Annotated in this window: 15 protein-coding genes and 1 tRNA gene; 5 read left to right on the top strand and 11 right to left on the bottom strand. The window is 60.3% G+C overall.

Translation table 11 applies throughout. From position 1 onward, the window contains the following. Nucleotides 1-148: 148 nt before the first annotated feature. Nucleotides 149-1,975, bottom strand: coding sequence for a metallophosphoesterase (locus AB7951_RS00180; RefSeq protein ID WP_120287473.1), 1,827 nt, complete (start codon nt 1,973-1,975; stop codon nt 149-151). A gap of 970 nt (nt 1,976-2,945) precedes the next feature. Between AB7951_RS00180 and AB7951_RS00175 the strand changes: the two genes are divergently transcribed. Together AB7951_RS00175 and AB7951_RS00170 are read left to right on the top strand one after the other, a co-directional pair. Next, a complete protein-coding gene (locus AB7951_RS00175; protein ID WP_439062017.1) occupies nt 2,946-3,566 on the top strand; it encodes an HdeD family acid-resistance protein in 621 nt (206 codons plus the stop codon). A gap of 70 nt (nt 3,567-3,636) precedes the next feature. Next, nucleotides 3,637-4,173: a DUF1269 domain-containing protein gene (locus tag AB7951_RS00170; RefSeq protein ID WP_120287476.1), complete on the top strand. Its 537-nt coding sequence runs from the start codon at nt 3,637-3,639 to the stop codon at nt 4,171-4,173. A 163-nt stretch (nt 4,174-4,336) separates the two neighbouring features. On the opposite strand, the gene AB7951_RS00165 is transcribed toward AB7951_RS00170, so the two are convergent. The 6 genes from AB7951_RS00165 to AB7951_RS00140 are packed head-to-tail and all read right to left on the bottom strand — an operon-like array spanning nt 4,337 to nt 9,315. Then, nucleotides 4,337-4,741 carry a carboxymuconolactone decarboxylase family protein gene (locus AB7951_RS00165; RefSeq protein ID WP_170849614.1) on the bottom strand — a complete coding sequence of 135 codons (405 nt, stop codon included), beginning with the start codon at nt 4,739-4,741 and terminating at the stop codon, nt 4,337-4,339. Nucleotides 4,742-4,801: 60 nt separating this feature from the next. Next, on the bottom strand, nt 4,802-5,524 hold the full coding sequence (locus tag AB7951_RS00160) for an ABC transporter ATP-binding protein (RefSeq protein ID WP_120287477.1): 723 nt from the start codon (nt 5,522-5,524) through the stop codon (nt 4,802-4,804). Next, nucleotides 5,521-6,246, bottom strand: coding sequence for an ABC transporter ATP-binding protein (locus tag AB7951_RS00155; RefSeq protein ID WP_093757598.1), 726 nt, complete (start codon nt 6,244-6,246; stop codon nt 5,521-5,523). The genes AB7951_RS00160 and AB7951_RS00155 overlap by 4 nt, the downstream gene beginning before the upstream one ends. Next, a complete protein-coding gene (locus AB7951_RS00150; RefSeq protein ID WP_120287478.1) occupies nt 6,243-7,214 on the bottom strand; it encodes a branched-chain amino acid ABC transporter permease in 972 nt (323 codons plus the stop codon). The genes AB7951_RS00155 and AB7951_RS00150 overlap by 4 nt, the downstream gene beginning before the upstream one ends. Next, the gene (locus AB7951_RS00145; protein WP_089263519.1) at nt 7,211-8,071 is read right to left on the bottom strand and encodes a branched-chain amino acid ABC transporter permease; all 861 of its coding nucleotides are present in this window, start codon (nt 8,069-8,071) and stop codon (nt 7,211-7,213) included. The genes AB7951_RS00150 and AB7951_RS00145 overlap by 4 nt, the downstream gene beginning before the upstream one ends. Before the next feature lie 20 nt (nt 8,072-8,091). Continuing rightward, nucleotides 8,092-9,315 carry an ABC transporter substrate-binding protein gene (locus tag AB7951_RS00140; RefSeq protein ID WP_120287479.1) on the bottom strand — a complete coding sequence of 408 codons (1,224 nt, stop codon included), beginning with the start codon at nt 9,313-9,315 and terminating at the stop codon, nt 8,092-8,094. A 114-nt stretch (nt 9,316-9,429) separates the two neighbouring features. Here AB7951_RS00140 and AB7951_RS00135 point away from each other — a divergent pair, with 114 nt between their 5' ends. The 3 genes from AB7951_RS00135 to AB7951_RS00125 all read left to right on the top strand — a co-directional run bounded on the left by AB7951_RS00135 (nt 9,430) and on the right by AB7951_RS00125 (nt 12,304). Then, nucleotides 9,430-10,113, top strand: coding sequence for a GntR family transcriptional regulator (locus tag AB7951_RS00135; protein WP_068729690.1), 684 nt, complete (start codon nt 9,430-9,432; stop codon nt 10,111-10,113). A gap of 61 nt (nt 10,114-10,174) precedes the next feature. Further along, a complete protein-coding gene (locus AB7951_RS00130; RefSeq protein WP_120287480.1) occupies nt 10,175-11,065 on the top strand; it encodes an NAD(P)-dependent oxidoreductase in 891 nt (296 codons plus the stop codon). 12 nt (nt 11,066-11,077) lie between these two features. After that, entirely contained in the window at nt 11,078-12,304 is a 1,227-nt protein-coding gene (locus AB7951_RS00125) for an alpha/beta fold hydrolase (protein WP_147421585.1), read from the top strand. Nucleotides 12,305-12,594: 290 nt separating this feature from the next. On the opposite strand, the gene AB7951_RS00120 is transcribed toward AB7951_RS00125, so the two are convergent. The 4 genes from AB7951_RS00120 to otsB form a co-directional block, all read right to left on the bottom strand. Then, a complete protein-coding gene (locus AB7951_RS00120) occupies nt 12,595-13,536 on the bottom strand; it encodes a DUF2778 domain-containing protein (RefSeq protein WP_246297916.1) in 942 nt (313 codons plus the stop codon). Between the two features lie 276 nt (nt 13,537-13,812). Next, a tRNA-Ser gene (locus AB7951_RS00115) sits at nt 13,813-13,902 on the bottom strand. Nucleotides 13,903-14,115: 213 nt separating this feature from the next. Then, entirely contained in the window at nt 14,116-15,588 is a 1,473-nt protein-coding gene (locus AB7951_RS00110; protein ID WP_175369157.1) for a trehalose-6-phosphate synthase, read from the bottom strand. 156 nt (nt 15,589-15,744) lie between these two features. Then, nucleotides 15,745-16,560, bottom strand: coding sequence for a trehalose-phosphatase (gene otsB, locus AB7951_RS00105; RefSeq protein ID WP_093758174.1), 816 nt, complete (start codon nt 16,558-16,560; stop codon nt 15,745-15,747). Nucleotides 16,561-16,564: the final 4 nt, after the last annotated feature.

The following is a 16,564-nucleotide window of genomic DNA, read 5'->3' as shown; positions in this document are numbered from 1 at the left end:
TGGCAGTCGCTATTCAGCGCCGCAAGATCGCCACGTCAGGCACAACTCACAAGCTGACTCGATTTCGATTCGAATAGTTACGACGCGATACGGCTCGGCGCGGTTCTTCTGGTCGATACATTTCCGCAGACGATTGCGAGTAGCAGCATTACGCGATCGATGGCCTTGCGGTCGTATCCTCCGCTGCATCCGCACGGTCAAGCGCGCCCGCCAGCACGTCGATCCGCTCCGGCTCAAGCAAGCAAAGCTGCTCACCCGGCCCTGCCGCAAGCCTGTGAATATAGAAGTGCGTGCTGGCCGCATCAGCAGCGCCCATGACCGGTGACGGCGCCGAAATGACCTTCAACGATCCAAAGGTGCCGATCCAGTCGATATGGCGATGTCCGTGCATGACGACGGCCCGATCGGCAAAGGCCTCCAGCCGACGTACAAACCAGCTGCCGTTGATCACGGCCGTTCCGATGCGTTCCGCGAACGCGGTCACTGGCATCGGATACTCCATCAGGTGATGATGCAATGCGATTATCCAGCGCGCTTTCGGGAACTGAGCGATAAAGGCCTCCAGCCGGCGGGTCTGCTCGATCGAGACGAGGCCAAGTGCATTGGTGAAGGAGAAATGTGTTTCAGCATTGGAATTGAGTAGCGCTATGCCGAGTCCATTCTCCTCCAGAGGCGGAACCACCATCGGATACAAGTCATCGAAGACCCCACGTAACCGGGCTGCACGCTGCAGACCACCGAGATCCGCGAAATCGGCCATCTGACGGCGATACGGCGCCAGCACGTCGTTGAGTGTCGTTGTATGACCTTTTCCGTCTTTCACAACAAACGCGCGATCGCCCTGAATGGCAGCGATGGCCGAAAGCGTGCGGACCTGCCGCAGCCGTTTACCCGGGCTGAACGGGAGATCCAGCCGTGCCGGATTCGCCCGGTCCACGATATTGATGTCGTGATTTCCGGGCAGTACGAACATGCGCGCAGCGAGGTCCGGGTATCGCGACAGGACGTCCAGAAACTCCGCCCATTCAGTCGCCCGTCCGGCATCGGTCATATCGCCGCTGACAAGCACATGGTCGAGCGGATCAACGGCGTGAATGGCGGCTAGCCGCGCCATCACCTGCTGCAGACGCTCATTTCCCTGCGGTCCGGCACGCCCGCTTTCAATGCGAAAACCGTATCGTTCGCCGACCACATGGAGGTCCGACAAATGAGCCACACGCCAGATCCTGGCATGCGCCGGCGCTGCATCGAACGCGACAATGTCCACCGGCTGCGCCATACGGGCATCGGCCAGACCCCAGACAAGCGATGCGCCGGCAAGATAGCCGCATATCAAGACTGCGGCATTTGCCAGCATTGGAATGATCAAACGATGAGGAACACCAAGATCTTCAAGGCCTCCTGTCCAGCGCGAGGCTGGCCACGCCCACATCGCAACCGCTACAGCGCAGATGGAGATGGCGATTCCTGCCGCGGCCGAATTCACCGCGCGGAGCCGCGCTCTTCCATGCACGGTCAGATGTCTTCCCAGCACCTTCTCCGTCAGATGCTGTAGCCCTTCACGGCCGAAGACATATCCCGGCTGGATGGCAAGCGCGTTAAGAGACCAGAAGTTGACCTCGGCGAACCGAAACAGAGGCTTCCAGCCGATCCACCCCAGCGCGACAATCCCGATTGCCACCAGCAGCGCGCCGATCTCGGTCAGGACGAGCACCTTGTCCGACAGAGTTGAGAGCCAGGCAGAAGCAACCAATGCCGCGAGACCCAACGACACCGCCGGCAATAACAACGATACTGTCCAGGCAAACAGGAGCTTCGGCAGACTGACTTCAACAAGCAGGCTCCCGGCCATCGAGAGCAGGGTTCGCTGTTCAGGGCTGGCGGCATCGTCCTCGATATCGCCCCTACGCGGGTCGATCGTTTCCCTGTTCCGCTCCTTCGCTGGCTTATCTTCTCCCGCATCCCCTCTCTTCATGACATCGCCTCTTGTGAGCAGGCCCAATCCCGTCACGAGAGTAACGCTATCACGTCTTCGACGACATCCGCGCGCGTCAGGGTTTGACCCGATGCAACATCACCGCTCGTATGATGTAATTACCGAGGCATGGCGAGAGATGAGCGCGGCAAATAGAGACAGGTCACTGAAAATATCACTCAATTTCTCGAACATGTTGCGGCATGCAGATCTAATTAGGCGGTTCAAGACTTCTGAAAATTGAGACAGCGAGGCATACCCATATCGAGCGCATCTTCCCGTTCTGATTGACGGACTACGCCTTTGGTAATATCCATTCGCCCCGTGCGATATCAAAAATCAGGCTGATAAAAAGCCGGAACGGAGTCCCATGGACTCGCAATCGATCGCAACACAGGCTGAACGGCCTGATGTCCCGACTGGGCAATCGACCTGGTCGGAGACTGTTCAAGGGCTGGCGCCTGAAACCCATCGCCGCTTCACAACAGCTTTCATGGGTGAACTATCATTCGCGGCCGCCATTTGCGGGCCCATGCACGTCCGCGCCTCACCGTTGATCTTGCGATGCCGTCGCCATTCGGAGTCGCTACGATTATCGGCTCTGCCGTGCAGTTCCGGTGCCCCCTTATATCCCCTGACGTTCCTTTTCTATTCTTGAAAGGAGAAGTTCTATGGAAGCGATGGATCGGCGAAACCTCTTGCAGGGCCTTCTGTTCAGCGCGGTCGCCACGGGGCTTGGCACGAGCGTCTTTCTGACGACTGTCAAGGCCGCGCCAATCCCGCTGCAGAAAGACCTTGCCAACAAGTTGGAGCCCCTCACCGAAAACGCCCAGGTGGTTGTGGCAGGCCGGCCGCCACGCAGGGTCCTTCACCACCCGCATCGATCGTGGCGACGTCGTCGCCGTGTGTGTTGGTGGCGCCATGGTCGCCGCGTCTGCGCTTGGCGCTGATGGTATGAAGCGCATGCGCGGTGACACGAGCGGCCTCAAATCATAGCGCAAAAGCAGCGCAGGAGCGGGAGGACAAGATGACGACGTATGGCAATAGTTCCTCGGTAAGCGTCACCGGATTGTCTTCCCCGCCGTTCTGGATATGCGTACTGCTTGGCATCGTTCTGATTTTGGCCGGGCTCCTGATCCTCGGCGATGTCGTTCTCGCCACTGTCATCAGCACGCTGTTCATCGGCTGGACGGCCATTGCCGCTGGCGTGTTCGAAATGATCCATGCGTTCTGGACCAAGGGATGGGGAGGATTTCTGTGGCAGATCCTCCTCGCCATTCTCTACGTCGCATTCGGCATCGTTCTGGTGCAACAGCCCGTCGCCAGCGCAATCATCCTCACCTATGTCCTCGGTATATTGCTGCTGGTTTCCGGCGTCATTCGCGCGCTGCTCGGATTTAGCCGCTGGAGCAAAGGGGGCCGGATCATGCTGGCTTCAGGACTGTTCGGCGTTCTGGCAGGTCTGGTTATTCTGACAGGTTTTCCCAGGACAGGCCTGTGGGTCCTCGGCTCTCTGCTGGCCGTCGACATGATCTCTCACGGTCTGGCGTGGCTCGCTTACGCATGGCAGCTGAGAACCAAGGCAGCATAGCCGCAGAAGGAACCATCAACGACGCAGACCACGTGGCGGAATAGAAATCTCTTAGTCAGGAGGATTGGAAATGTCAGATCTCGTTGCGATCATCTATCCATCCGAGGCAAAAGCCGAAGAGGTGCGGCAGCGTCTGTTCAAGCTGCAGAAGGAATATCTGATCACGATCAGCGATGCCGTTATCGCGGTGAAAACCGAAGCCGGCCCCGTGAAGCTGAACCAGCTGATGAATACCACCATGGCCGGCGCGGCCTCCGGCAGCTTCTGGGGATTATTGATCGGCGTGCTGTTCCTGAATCCCCTTCTCGGCGTAGCACTGGGCGCCGCATCCGGTGCATTGGGCGGCGCACTGACGGATTACGGCATCAACGACGACTTCATGAAGGAGCTATCGGCAAACCTTCAGCCGGGAAATGCGACGCTGTTCGTTCTCATCAAGAGCATCACTGCAGACAAGGTGCTCAAGGAAATTCAGGACGCCGGCGGCACTGTGCTGAAGACGTCCCTGGACGATGCCAAGGAGCAGGCGCTCAGGAACGCGCTCGCCAAGGCCACAACCGAGCCCCAGGCTCAGGGAGCACCAGCGGCATCCAAGCCCGCTGCCTGAGTTTGCGGGACTGGCATGGGTACAACAGAAGCGTCCGGCGTAGATATCTGCGCCAATTGCTCTTGTGCGTATCATCGCCGCGAATAACGAAGTCCGCCTGATCTTGCGCAGATCAAGCGGACTGTTGAACTTGCGTTTGAGGTGTCGTTGTTAGGCCGGCGGCTTACTCCACCTTACCCATTTCCTTGAGCACTTCGTTGGCGGCTTTGAAGGCATCGAGGCCGGCCGGGATGCCGCAATAGACCGTGGCGTGCAGCAATACTTCCTTGATCTCGTCGACCGTGACGCCATTGGTGATCGCACCGCGGGTATGCAGCTTGATTTCCGGCGCGCGGTTCAGGGCAGTCAGCATTGCGAGGTTCAGCATGCTGCGGGTCTTGCGATCGAGGCCCGGACGATTCCAGGCATAGCCCCAGCACCATTCGGTGGTGATGTGCTGGAACGACATCATGAAGTCATTGGTCGACTGCATCGACTTGTCGACATAGGCAGCACCAAGCACTTCGCGCCGTGCGGCAAGACCGATGTCGAACATTCCGCCGAGTGTGATGTTCTGATCGTAGCTCATATTGTAGTCCTTCCGTTTGCGATTGCTAAGGGTTCGACGTCGTTCGCCCGTCTGCCTCGATCATATGCCGAGATAGGCCGCGCGAACGGCAGGATTTTCATTCAATTCTGCAGACGTGCCCTGCAGTGCGATGCGACCGCTTTCCAGAACATAGCCGCGCGTCGCGGCATCGAGCGCCAGTCCGACATTCTGCTCCACCAGCAGGATCGACGTTCCACGGCTGTGGATCTTGGTGAAGGCATCGTGCATCTCTTCGACGACCTTCGGCGCCAGACCGTGGCTCGGCTCATCGAGCAGCAACAGCTTCGGCTGCAGCATGAGCGCGCGCCCGACAGCGACCATCTGCTGTTCACCACCCGAAAGCGTGCCTGCCAGTTGACCGCGCCGCTCGCGCAGACGCGGAAACAGTTCGAAGATGCCTTCCATGCGCGACGACAGATCCTTGGCATGGCGTGCGGTGAAGGCACCGAGCATCAGGTTTTCTTCCACCATCATATCCGAAAACACATGACGCCCTTCCGGAACATGCGCGATGCCCAGCGTGGGGATGTCATGCGAAGCCCGGCTCGACAGATCATTGCCTGCAAAACGCAACGTGCCGGTGACATGCGGCACCAGGCGCGAGATCGCGCGCAGAATCGTGCTCTTGCCGGCGGTATTGGCGCCGATGATGCAGACGAACTCGCCTTCGAACAACTGCAGATCGATGCCGTGCAGCACTTCGATCTCGCCGTAGCCGGCATTGAGGCCCTTGATCTCGAGCAGTGGCTGAGATGCGCTCATTTGTGGGCCTCCATCGAACGGCCGAGATAGGCTTCCACCACCACCGGATCGTTCGCCACCTGCTCCGGCGTGCCATCGGCCAGGAGCCGACCGAAGTTCAGCACCAGGATGCGATCGCAGATCGTCATGATTGCGCGCATATGATGCTCGACAACCAGCAGCGTGATGCCGTCGTCGCGCAGCGAGCGGATCAGGTCCATGATCTCCTGCATCTCCACCGGATTGAGCGCGGCCATCACCTCATCGAGCAGCAGCACCTTGGGGCCGGTACACAATGCGCGTGCCAGTTCGACGCGCGCACGCTCGGGAAACGAGAGATTGCCGGCAAGCTTGTGAGCAACGGATTTGAGCCCGACGCGGTCGAGGCAGATCAATGCCTCCTTGCGCGCGGTCTCCACATCGTGGCGCAACAGGCCCGCGGTGAGCACGTTGTCGAGCACCGAACTTTCGGCAAACAGCGCCACGTTCTGGAACGTCTTGGTCATGCCAAGCGCCGCGACCTTGTGCGGCTTCTGGCCGACCACACTGGTACCGTCGAGCTGAATCGAGCCACTGTCCGGGCGAATGAGGCCGACCAGTGTACTGAAGAACGTCGTCTTGCCGGCGCCATTCGGGCCGATCAGGCCGACGATCTGACCCTTCGGCACCGAGAACGTCACGTCTGACAGCGCCTGAAGGCCGCCGAAACGACGCGAGATGCCACGCACATCGAGAATGGTCATGAGCGTGCCTTGCTCGAGAAGCGTGCCATCAACGCGTCGAACACGGTGATGAAGCCGCGTGGACGCCACAGAATGACGGCGATCAGGATGACGCCGAAGATCAGTTGCGACAGGCCCGCTGCGCCCGACGAGAACAGATCGTTCATCACCTCCTCCACGGGGATGATGAACAATGCGCCGAGGATCGGACCGATCGCCGTACCGACGCCGCCCAGAATAGCGATCAACGCGACACGAATGGAGATGGACGCGGCGCTGAACACCGTATCCGGATCGAAGAACACCGCGACCTGTGCATAAAGCGTGCCCAGCATGGCCATCAGTACGCCGGAGATCACAGCGGTCTGCAGCTTCACCTTTGTGGTGTCGATGCCGATCACTTCGGCCGCGGCCGGGTTTTCCTTGATTGCGCGCAGCCGATAGCCCATGGCACTGCGCCGGATCGCCTCGAAGATGACCGTCACAATGATCAAAGCGATGAGCGCGATATAGGCATGCGGCAGCAGCTGCTTGAACGAATAGGCCGCGATGCTGGGCGGCACGAACGGCACCGACAGGCCGACCGGCCCGCCGGTGAGCGACGACCAGACATTGGCGATGACGCGCATCACTTCGCCGAACGCCAGCGTTGCCAATGCAAAGTAATGCCCCTGCAGTCGCATGGTCGGAACGGCGATGATCAGCGCCGCGATGCCGCCGAGGAAGCCGCCGGCGAACATGCCGATCCACGGGCTGATGCCGAATTTCAGCACCAGGATGGTGGACGTATAGGCGCCGATGCCGAAGAAGGCGGCGTGGCCGAGTGACGTCTGGTTGGCCAGACCACCGATGATGTTCCAGACCTGTGCCATCGCCGCGAATAGCAGCGTAAAGGTGAGCACGCGGATCCAGTATCCGGTCGGGCTGAGCAGCAGCGGCAACACAGCCGCAATGGCGATCACAGCCAGAATTGCGATCCAGCGTTTCATCGGGATGCTCCTACGAGACCTTGCGGCCTCACCGCGAGCACGAAGATAAAGACGATGAACAGAATGAGGTTCTGCAACTGGATCGGAAAGAACAGCGAGGACAATGCCTGAATGACGCCCACCGCGAGCCCACCGACGACGGCACCCGCAACGCTGCCGAGACCACCGAGCACAACGACGGTGAACATCAGCACGACGAACTGGCCACCGACCCCGGGGAAGACAGTGACATAAGGCAGGATCACCGCGCCGCCGAAGGCCGTGAGGCCGACGCCGAGTGCGAAGGCGATCTTGTACATCAATGCCGTATCGATCCCCATCAGCTGCGCAGCCATCGGGTTCTGCGCCGTCGCGCGCATCGCCCGGCCGAACCAGCTCGTGCGCATGAACCACCACAGGGCCAGACCGCAGGCCAGCGACATGCCGAAGGCGATCAGATACGGCACGCTGATGAACAGCGCGCCGAGCGACAGCGACATGGTCTGATAGGACGTGGTCACCGAACGAAACTGCGAGCCGAACAGCAGCAGTGAGCCGTTTTCGATGACGATCAACAGACCAACGGTGAGGAAGATCTGGGCCACCGAGGGCGCCTTCAGCACGCGTGCGATCAACTGCCCCTGCACCAGCCAGCCAATGCCGAATGCCACCGCAAAGGACAGCGGCGCGGCCAGCACCGGGTCAAGGCCGAGATAGGCCCAGGCGAACCAGGACACGAACATGCCGATCATCAGGAATTCCGCCTGCGCGAAATTCACGATGCCCATCACGCCATAGACCAGCGTCAGGCCGATGGAGATGACGGCGTAGACGCCGCCCACCAGCAGCCCGTCGATTATTGCTTGTAGAAATGACACTGCGATCTTTCTTCAGTTCGTCAGGATTTCCAGACCGCCGTGCCCTTGGCGACGTCCTTCGGCCAGACCGTGACGAGCTCCTTGTTGCGCCATTGCGCCATGACGGGAACCGACAGGATATTGAGGCCAGTGCTGTCGAATTCGACGGCGCCGCCGGTCATCGCCTTGGTCCAGCCGCCGGTGAACTTCGCGCCGCGCAGCGCCATGGTGACGTCCTCGGCCTTGGCCGACTTCGCCTTCTCGATCGCCTGCACCAGTACGTCGAGCGCGACGGCGTGTTCCAGCGCCTCATGCACCATGAAGTAGCCGAAGCGCTTGCGGAAACGTTCGGTGAGATCCGGCGCGAGATCGTAATTGGCCGGCGCGATCGACAGCACGTTCTCGGCGAATTCGCCGAGACCCTTCTCGAAATCCGGAATGACATAACCGGCAGCACCACCGATGGCCGGGATGGTGATGCGCTGCTGGCGCATGGTGCGGATCAGCAGCAGGCTGTCGTTGAGATAGGACACCGGGAAGACGGCCTGGGCACCAGACGCACGCAGTTTGTTGATCAACGGCGTGGTGTCGGTGATCCCCAGCGGATAGGCATCGTCCATCGCTATGTCGATATTGGCTGCCTTGGCAGCGGCACGAAGGCCGGCCGCCTGCGCAGTGCCATAGGCAGTGTCCTCATACATGATCGCGATCTTGTCGATCTTGGCGCCGGATGCCTGCGCAATCGCCAGCGTATAGTCGAGCTGTGCTTTTCCGAGTGCGGAGGCCTTGGCGACGATCTGGAAGATGTTCTTGAAGCCGCGACCGGTGATCTGGTCGGCGAAGGACATGGTGAGCAGCGGAATGTCGCGGCGCTCTGTAACTTCCGAAATCGCGATGGTCAGCGACGACGCGAATGCGCCGAGGATCGCCGTCACTTCGTTCTGGGTGATGAGGCGCTGCGCAACGGTGCCCGCGGTGGTCGGTGTCGAGGTCGCGTCCGCCACGATCAAATTGATCTTGGCACCGCCGAGCGCCTTGATGCCGCCGGCTGCGTTGATCTCATCGGCGACCAGCTCGATGCCGTTACGCGAATTGATGCCGAACTGCGCATTGGCGCCCGACAGCGGCATGATCACGCCGATATTGACCGGCTTCGCCTGCGCGCGTGCCGACGAAACAATCATCGGGCTGGCCAGCAGCGACGCGGTTCCGGCGAGCAGCGAACGTCGGCTCAGGCCACCACGATGGGAGGTTGTCTTGGACATGGGCGTTTTCTCCGAATGCAGAACGGCCTTTGCGGCTTCGTCGCCAATTCGGCATAAAACAGACGAGCGGTCAAGCTGCTTGACAGATTGTCTGATAGTCGGTCAACTTGACGCATGGCAAAGATCGAATCGGACCTGAATGTCTCGCGGGAATCGACCAGCCTGCGGCTGCTGGTTGAAAATCGACTACGCTCTGCAATCGGTAGCGGGCTGTTCAAGCCTGGCCAGCGGTTGATCGAGCGCGAACTGTGCGAGCAGGTCGGCGTCGGCCGCACCTCGATCCGCGAGGCGCTCCGGCAACTGGAGGCAGAGGGCCTCGTCACCACGATCCCGCATCGCGGCCCGATCGTCAGCACCATCAGCGTCGAGGAAGCCGAGCAGCTCTATGATCTGCGCGCGCTGCTGGAGGGTTATGCCGGCCGTGAATGTGCGCGGCTGCGCGACCCGGTGATCATCGAACGATTGCGCAAACAGTTCGTCCAGATGGGCGCGGTTGCCGGTCAGGAAGACCGCAGCGACCTGTTGGCCGCCAAGACTGAATTCTATGCTGCGCTGCTCGAAGGCTGCGGCAATGTTTTCGTCGAACGCTTTCTGAAGATGCTGCTGAACCGCGTCACGGTACTGCGCATGACATCGATGACCCAGTCCAATCGCATCGGCCGCAGTCTTGCCGAAATCGAGACCATCCTTGTGGCGATCGAGGCCGGCGACGAAGATGGCGCCGAGCAGGCTTGCGTCCAGCACATCAAGAATGCCGCCGCGATAGCGCTGGAAGCGTTACGGCGCGATAATCCCTGACCAGCGCGATCACCTGCCGCGCCAGATATCGCATAAAATAAGAACTTGAAGAGGAACGCCCGTGTCGAATTCAGCCGCCATCAATCCGCCCGCCAAGATCGCCGTCATCGGCCTCGGCAATATGGGACGCCCCATGGCCGCATGCATTGCGCGCGCGGGCTATCAGGTGGTTGGCTTCGATACGTTTGCAGAAGCCCGCGCCAAATATGCCGAAGCCGGCGGCACGTCAGCTGCGACCGTCGATGAAGCCGTTAAGGACGCAGCCGCGGTCATCACGCTGCTGCCAGATGGCAAGATCGTGCGCGCGGCCGTGGAAGGCTTCAAGGCGAAGCTCGCGCCGGGCACGGTGGTGATCGATATGAGCTCCTCCGCTCCGATGGGCACGCGCGCGCTCGGCGAAGAACTGATCGCGGCAGGCCTTGCTTTCATCGACGCACCGGTGTCGGGCGGCGTGAAACGCGCCGTCGACGGCACGCTGGCGATCATGGCCGGCGGCGACGGCAAGACCATCGATCGCGCCGATCCCGTGCTGAATGCCATGGGCAAGTCGGTGTTCCGCACCGGCCCGCTCGGCTCCGGTCACGCCGCCAAGGCATTGAACAACTACGTCTCGGCAGCAGGCCTCGCCGCTGCCGCCGAAGCCGTTGCCATCGGTGGAAAATTCGGCATCGATCCGAATGTCCTCGTCGACGTGTTGAATGCCTCCACCGGGCGCAACAATTCGACCGAAAACAAGCTCAAGCAGTTCATCATTCCCGAGAAATACACATCGGGATTTGGGCTGGCCTTGATGGCGAAAGATATCCGCACCGCCGACGAGCTCGCACACCAGATCGGCGTCAGCGCGCCGCTGGCAGACGAAGTCGCCGCATTGTGGGATGCTGCGCTGGAGAAACTCGGACCGTCGGCCGATCATGTCGAGATTGGCCGCTATCTCACTGCCGGGAAGTAGGTAACGTTGGGCATGGGCCTGATCGACGAGCTTCGCAATCGACTTGCGGTCGCGATCGCCGCGCCGGAGGTGCAGTCCTTTGCGCGCGGACTGGATCTTGAAATTCAGTTTGGGATCGACGAAGCCGCCGTCGCTATCGCTTGTCGCAACAACCAGCCGGTTGTCAGTATACCCAGTAATGCGCCAGACATCGCGCTATCCGGGCCAGCCACAGCATGGCTGAAGGTGCTGGCGCCCTGCCCGCCGCCGACCTATCATTCGTTTTCATCGATCCAGCTGCGCAATACCAGCTTCACCGTGAGCGGCGATGCGCTGGTTATTGCGCAGGCCCGCGCATTTCTAGAAGCCGTGTTTGCGAATCTGACGGTACCGGCCGCGCATGCGGTCGAAGTCGATCTCACGCGCCTTGAGGGCCGCTATCACCGCGTGCACAGCGCCGGCGGGCAGATTGCCGAAATCTATTCAGAGGCCACGGGCACCGGCAGGCCAGTGCTGTGCCTCCACACAGCCGGAGCGGATACGCGGCAGTTTCACGGTGTAATGTGCGATCCCGAACTCGGGCGCGACTGGCGCCTGATCGGCTTCGACATGCCGCATCACGGCCGCTCCATGCCACCCGCCGGTTGGGACGGCAGCATCTATCAGCTCGATCAGCCGACCTATCTGGACTGGTGCGCGAGCTTCATCGAACAGGCGATCGGCGAGCCCGTTGTGGTGATGGGCTGCTCGATGGGCGCCGGCATCGCCATGGCGCTCGCCGCAGAGCGACCTGATCTCGTGAAAGCCGTGATCGCGCTCGAAGCGCCTGTGCGCCCACGCGGCCGTCGGAACGAGTATCTCACGCATGCACGCGTCAATGGCGGCTGGCATTCGGCAGCCTATGTGCGCGGATTGATGAGCCCGTCCAGCCCCACTGAGGAGCGCCGACGTGCTGCATGGATCTATTCACAGGGTGCGCCGGGCATCTATGACGGCGATCTGGCTTTCTATTCGGACGAGTTCGACGGCGAGCAGACCGCCAAGCTCATCGATGGCCACAAGATCCCCGTGCATCTCCTGATCGGTCACTACGACTTCTCCGCCACCGTGAGCGATGCCTACGCGCTCGCCGAATGGATCGAGGGCGCCGTGGTGACAGAGATGCCGGAGCTCGGGCATTTTCCGATGACAGAGAATCCGCCGAAAATGCTGGACTATCTGCGTCCCGTCTTCCAGGCACTGCGGAGTTTGCCGCTTTGACTTCGCGGAAATCAATCCGGGGGTTGCAGCCCCGGTGACGCCACCCAATTTTCGACCTTCGCGTAAAAACGAAACTGCTGTGCTTTCTTAAGCAGTTCGTCTCTCTTCGGGCCGGGCTCCAAGGCGTCAGCTCGCTCAGCGCAATTTTTCGCCATTCGCGCGTAGTCACTGGGTGTCATATGCGAATCCCCCGATTCGGCGTTGGCATACTACCAATCTAAATCTGGGCGAAAATTAGTTCTGAAGATCAATCTTAAGCCGGCGCGATATCTGAGTATTCACAGACACGGCTACATCGACGTTTTTTGTGCCACCATGACGGTCGGATCGGCCAGGCTCGGTACGACGATCAATCTCTTCACGGCGCCTGCCTTGTAGGCCTGCAAGAACGTTGCGTAGTCCTTGAACGATACGCAACCGTTCGAATCTCCCTTTGGTCCCATCAGGTAGCTGTGCGTAAGCAATCCGGCGCGGCCAAACAGATCACCTTGACCCACCGGCTTCATTCTCAATGCTTCAACGCCGTGAAACGGCTTCTCTCGCTTGCTCAGTTCATATATCTGCGGTGGCGTCGCGCCTCGATCATGGACATGGACTTGCGCTGGATCGTCCATCAGATCGCCAAGTCCGGAGTGAGCCTCGAGCCTCGTTCCGTCGGGCATGTAAACGGTGCGCGCGGAAATGTCGTAAAGTGCCGTCCGCGTTTCCGCCAACGTTGGAGGTGCACTGTCCTTTCCGTCACCGGAGATTCCACCCTCGGGTGACGCAGATGCCAAAACAGTTTCAGACGGCTGTAGCATCGCGAAGACTTTTTTAAGTGCTGCGCTCACGTTGGACAAAGGATCAGACGGTGTTGACGCTTGATCGGGCAGAGACACAGCAATCAAATTGGCCGCTGACGGTCGGACTCTCGGTAGCGGCACTTTTCCATTCACCGCCGAGATTCCGAGCGAACTGTCGGCGGGAAGCACTGGCTGCGATCGCATTGCTTGCGCGAGCTGCGACTTAGCCCGCTGAACTTCCAATTCGACATTAGAAGCCGACACTTCAAAATCAAACGCTTGTGGAAAACGCTGAACGAACGAGACGTCGTCGAGCTGGGGACTACTTGGATTTTTGGCCTTAAAGAAGCTCAGTACATTTTGAGGCTCTCGAACATACGCGCATAACGTCAGGGCCGCAGCGAGGGCTCCGACAGACGCAGCAGCGATAACAATTCGAGATCTACGCAATTGATGCCCCGGACACGACGCAAAAAGGCTACCCAATGATTCAGGCTCAAATCAAGCCAACGAGCCTGACGTATTAGGCCATTTTGGCCTTGCCAGACTTTGCGCCATTCAGGAAGGTCCGTCTCCCAGAGCGAGAGATTCCTTTTCCAATCCAGCCTGCCGATACAGGCTCCTTAAAAACCTGGCCATCGACGCAGGCGTCATCCTGTTACCGCGCGCGGGACGCGGAAGGACGACGGCCGGCTCGCAATGGATCAGATGGTTAGGAGGGGGTGCTGGCGGAGAGAGTGGGATTCGAACCCACGGTACGGTTTCCCGCACACACGCTTTCCAAGCGTGCGCCTTAAGCCACTCGGCCATCTCTCCGGCGCGCCTTCTCATGACGGGCCGGAGCGAGATTTGCAAGGGACCGCCGGCCCGGCCCGGCGGTTTTTCTCAAATTATTGAAGGATATAGGGAATTCGGGGAGCCTTGGCGCCGCCTGCTGGCCCTGGCGAGCGGCGAATCGGCTTGCGATGCGTCGGCACTGCCCCCGCGCCAGCGGGGGACCTGCCCATTTCGCCTGGGCGGCGCCGCGGCTCAGTGGAACCGGCTACCGACCCCAGCGCCCAGCGATTGGACCGGCCAGAGTACGGCCGGCTCAACCGGCAGCGTTTCCACCGGCGTCTTGTCATTGGCGACATGGGCTTGCTGAAGCGCCTCGACGAAATCGGCGAACCAGTCCTGAATGGTGCCGGCGCGCAGCTTCGCCATCATGGCTTCCCAGCGCATCCGGCGCTCCAGTAACGGCATCGAAAATGCGGTCGCGATGGTGCGCGCCATGCCGTCCACATCATGCGGATTGACCAGCAGGGCCGTATCGAGCTCGTTGGCGGCGCCGGCATATTTCGACAGCACCAGCACACCGGGATCGACCGGGTTCTGCGCAGCGACATATTCTTTGGCGACCAGATTCATGCCGTCATGCAGCGGCGTAACGAGGCCGACCTGCGCGGTGCGATAGAGGCCAGCGAGCACGGTCTGGCTGAAGCCCTTGTTGAGATAGCGGATCGGCGTCCAGTCAACTTCGCCGTGACGCCCGTTAATATCGCTCACCAGCTTCGCAAGCTGGTTCTGCAGATCGCCATAGGCCTCGATCGTGCCGCGCGACAGCGTCGCGATCTGCAACAACGAGACCGAGCGCTTGAGCTGCGGCTGCCGCGTCAGCATGCGATCGAATGCATCGAGACGATTGACGAGGCCCTTGGAGTAATCGACGCGATCGACGCCGATGGCGAGTTTCTCGCCGTTCAGGCTGCGGCGCAGCCGCGACACATCGGGATGCGACGCCGCCTTGGCAGCATGCGCAGCAAACTTCGCGGGATCGATGCCGATCGGAAATACCGCACAGCGCGACACGCCGTAACGCGACATCACCACACCACCCGTCGTGTCCAGACCGAGCTCGCTATCGACATAAGACAGGAAGTTGTCGCGATCACCTTCGGTCTGGAAGCCGATCAGATCATAAGCGAGCATTGCCTCGACCAGTTCGCGATGATGCGGCACGCCGCCAAAAATATCGCGTGCCGGCCACGGCGTATGCAGGAAAAAGCCGAGCGGATGCGTCACGCCAAGCGCGCGCAATTCTGCGCCGAGCGCAAGGAAATGGTAATCCTGAATCCAGAACGCGGTATCGGGCTTGCGGAACCGCAGCAGCGCGCGCGCGAAGAACGAATTCACTTCGCGATACGACTGATAATCATCGTGCGACGTGCAGATTAGGTCGGTACGGGAGTGCAGCGCAGGCCAAAGCGCCGAATTGGCAAAGCCTTCGTAATAGCCACCGTAATGCGCGGCAGGCAGATCGAGCATTGCCAGCGCACCGGCGCCAAGCGCCTCGATTTCGGCAAACGGTTCCTTTTGCGCGCCGTCGCGCACGCGGCCGCTGGAACCCACCCAAATCGCGCCAGATTTCTCCACCACGGGCAGCAAGGCTGCTGCCAGACCGCCGGTCATCGGCTCATTCGCCGAAGCGCGCGATACTCGGTTTGAGACTACGACGAGATTCACAGGGTCCCCTCCTGATTGCACACATTGATAAACGTCCGTTCATCAATATGGTTCCTCGTCACCATTCGACCCAATTGAAACCAAATTCGGGCACGCGACGATGGAACTCACCTTTCAGTGAGTTCCATCTGCATCGGTATCAAGACATGAGATGAATCACTTCGATTTGGCTGCATCGTCGATCAGCAAGCGCGCGAGCCATGCGCGCACATCGCGCGGCTCGTCGAAGTGACCCGACACACCTTGCGCACGGCGACCGACGGAGAATGCGAGACCATTCATGCCGGGCATGATCGCAAATACAGATTCATCGGTGACATCATCGCCGATGAAGATCGGACGGCGCCCGCTGAATGGCTCATGCGTCATCAATTCGATCACGCCCGTCGCCTTGGTGACACCCGCGGGCTTGATCTCGCAGACAGCCTTGCCGGGCAGCACTTCGATCGGCGCATTCGGCAGATCGGCACGGATCGCGGAAACCGCATCATAGATCGCCTTCTCCGCATGCGGCGCGAGACGGTAATGCAGCGCGAGCGCATAGCCCTTATCCTCGAGCAGAATGCCCGGGCTCAACTTCGCAATGGCAGCGAGGCGACGCTTCAGTTCCTTGTCCATCGGCGGCGCGCCTGACGCTACCGATTCATTGTCGCCTGACAATCGCATTTCGGCGCCATGACCGCCGACGGCAGGAAACTGCATAGGCGCAAAGATCAGATCGATATCGTTGATCGAGCGGCCCGAAACGAGCGCCATGGCGCCATTCGTGCGCTGCAGCAGCTTGCCCATGGACGTCGCCAGATCCGGCGGCACCCATACTTCACGCGGCGTCGGCGCCAGATCGAGCAGCGTACCGTCGATATCGAGCAGCAGCGCACATTCGCTAAGCCGCGGCAATTCCGCACCCGGATACAGTACCTCTTCGGAGTGCGGCGCATCGTCGACATGAATTTCGATAATTTTCTGAGACATGTTC

This window comes from Tardiphaga sp. 285_C5_N1_2 (genome assembly GCF_052076065.1).
Taxonomy (GTDB): Bacteria; Pseudomonadota; Alphaproteobacteria; order Rhizobiales; family Xanthobacteraceae; genus Tardiphaga; species Tardiphaga robiniae.
The sequence above is the reverse complement of the archived record's forward strand: the minus strand, read 5'-3'. Positions and strand labels throughout refer to the sequence as shown.

What these genes read in the sequence shown, in the direction of transcription:
- AB7951_RS00180 (WP_120287473.1), bottom strand. Translation starts at nt 1,975, where the DNA reads ATGAAGAGAGGGGATGCGGGAGAAGATAAGCCAGCGAAGGAGCGGAAC.
- AB7951_RS00170 (WP_120287476.1), top strand. Translation starts at nt 3,637, where the DNA reads ATGTCAGATCTCGTTGCGATCATCTATCCATCCGAGGCAAAAGCCGAA.
- AB7951_RS00165 (WP_170849614.1), bottom strand. Translation starts at nt 4,741, where the DNA reads ATGAGCTACGATCAGAACATCACACTCGGCGGAATGTTCGACATCGGT.
- AB7951_RS00160 (WP_120287477.1), bottom strand. Translation starts at nt 5,524, where the DNA reads ATGAGCGCATCTCAGCCACTGCTCGAGATCAAGGGCCTCAATGCCGGC.
- AB7951_RS00155 (WP_093757598.1), bottom strand. Translation starts at nt 6,246, where the DNA reads ATGACCATTCTCGATGTGCGTGGCATCTCGCGTCGTTTCGGCGGCCTT.
- AB7951_RS00150 (WP_120287478.1), bottom strand. Translation starts at nt 7,214, where the DNA reads ATGAAACGCTGGATCGCAATTCTGGCTGTGATCGCCATTGCGGCTGTG.
- AB7951_RS00140 (WP_120287479.1), bottom strand. Translation starts at nt 9,315, where the DNA reads ATGTCCAAGACAACCTCCCATCGTGGTGGCCTGAGCCGACGTTCGCTG.
- AB7951_RS00135 (WP_068729690.1), top strand. Translation starts at nt 9,430, where the DNA reads ATGGCAAAGATCGAATCGGACCTGAATGTCTCGCGGGAATCGACCAGC.
- AB7951_RS00125 (WP_147421585.1), top strand. Translation starts at nt 11,078, where the DNA reads ATGGGCCTGATCGACGAGCTTCGCAATCGACTTGCGGTCGCGATCGCC.
- otsB (WP_093758174.1), bottom strand. Translation starts at nt 16,560, where the DNA reads ATGTCTCAGAAAATTATCGAAATTCATGTCGACGATGCGCCGCACTCC.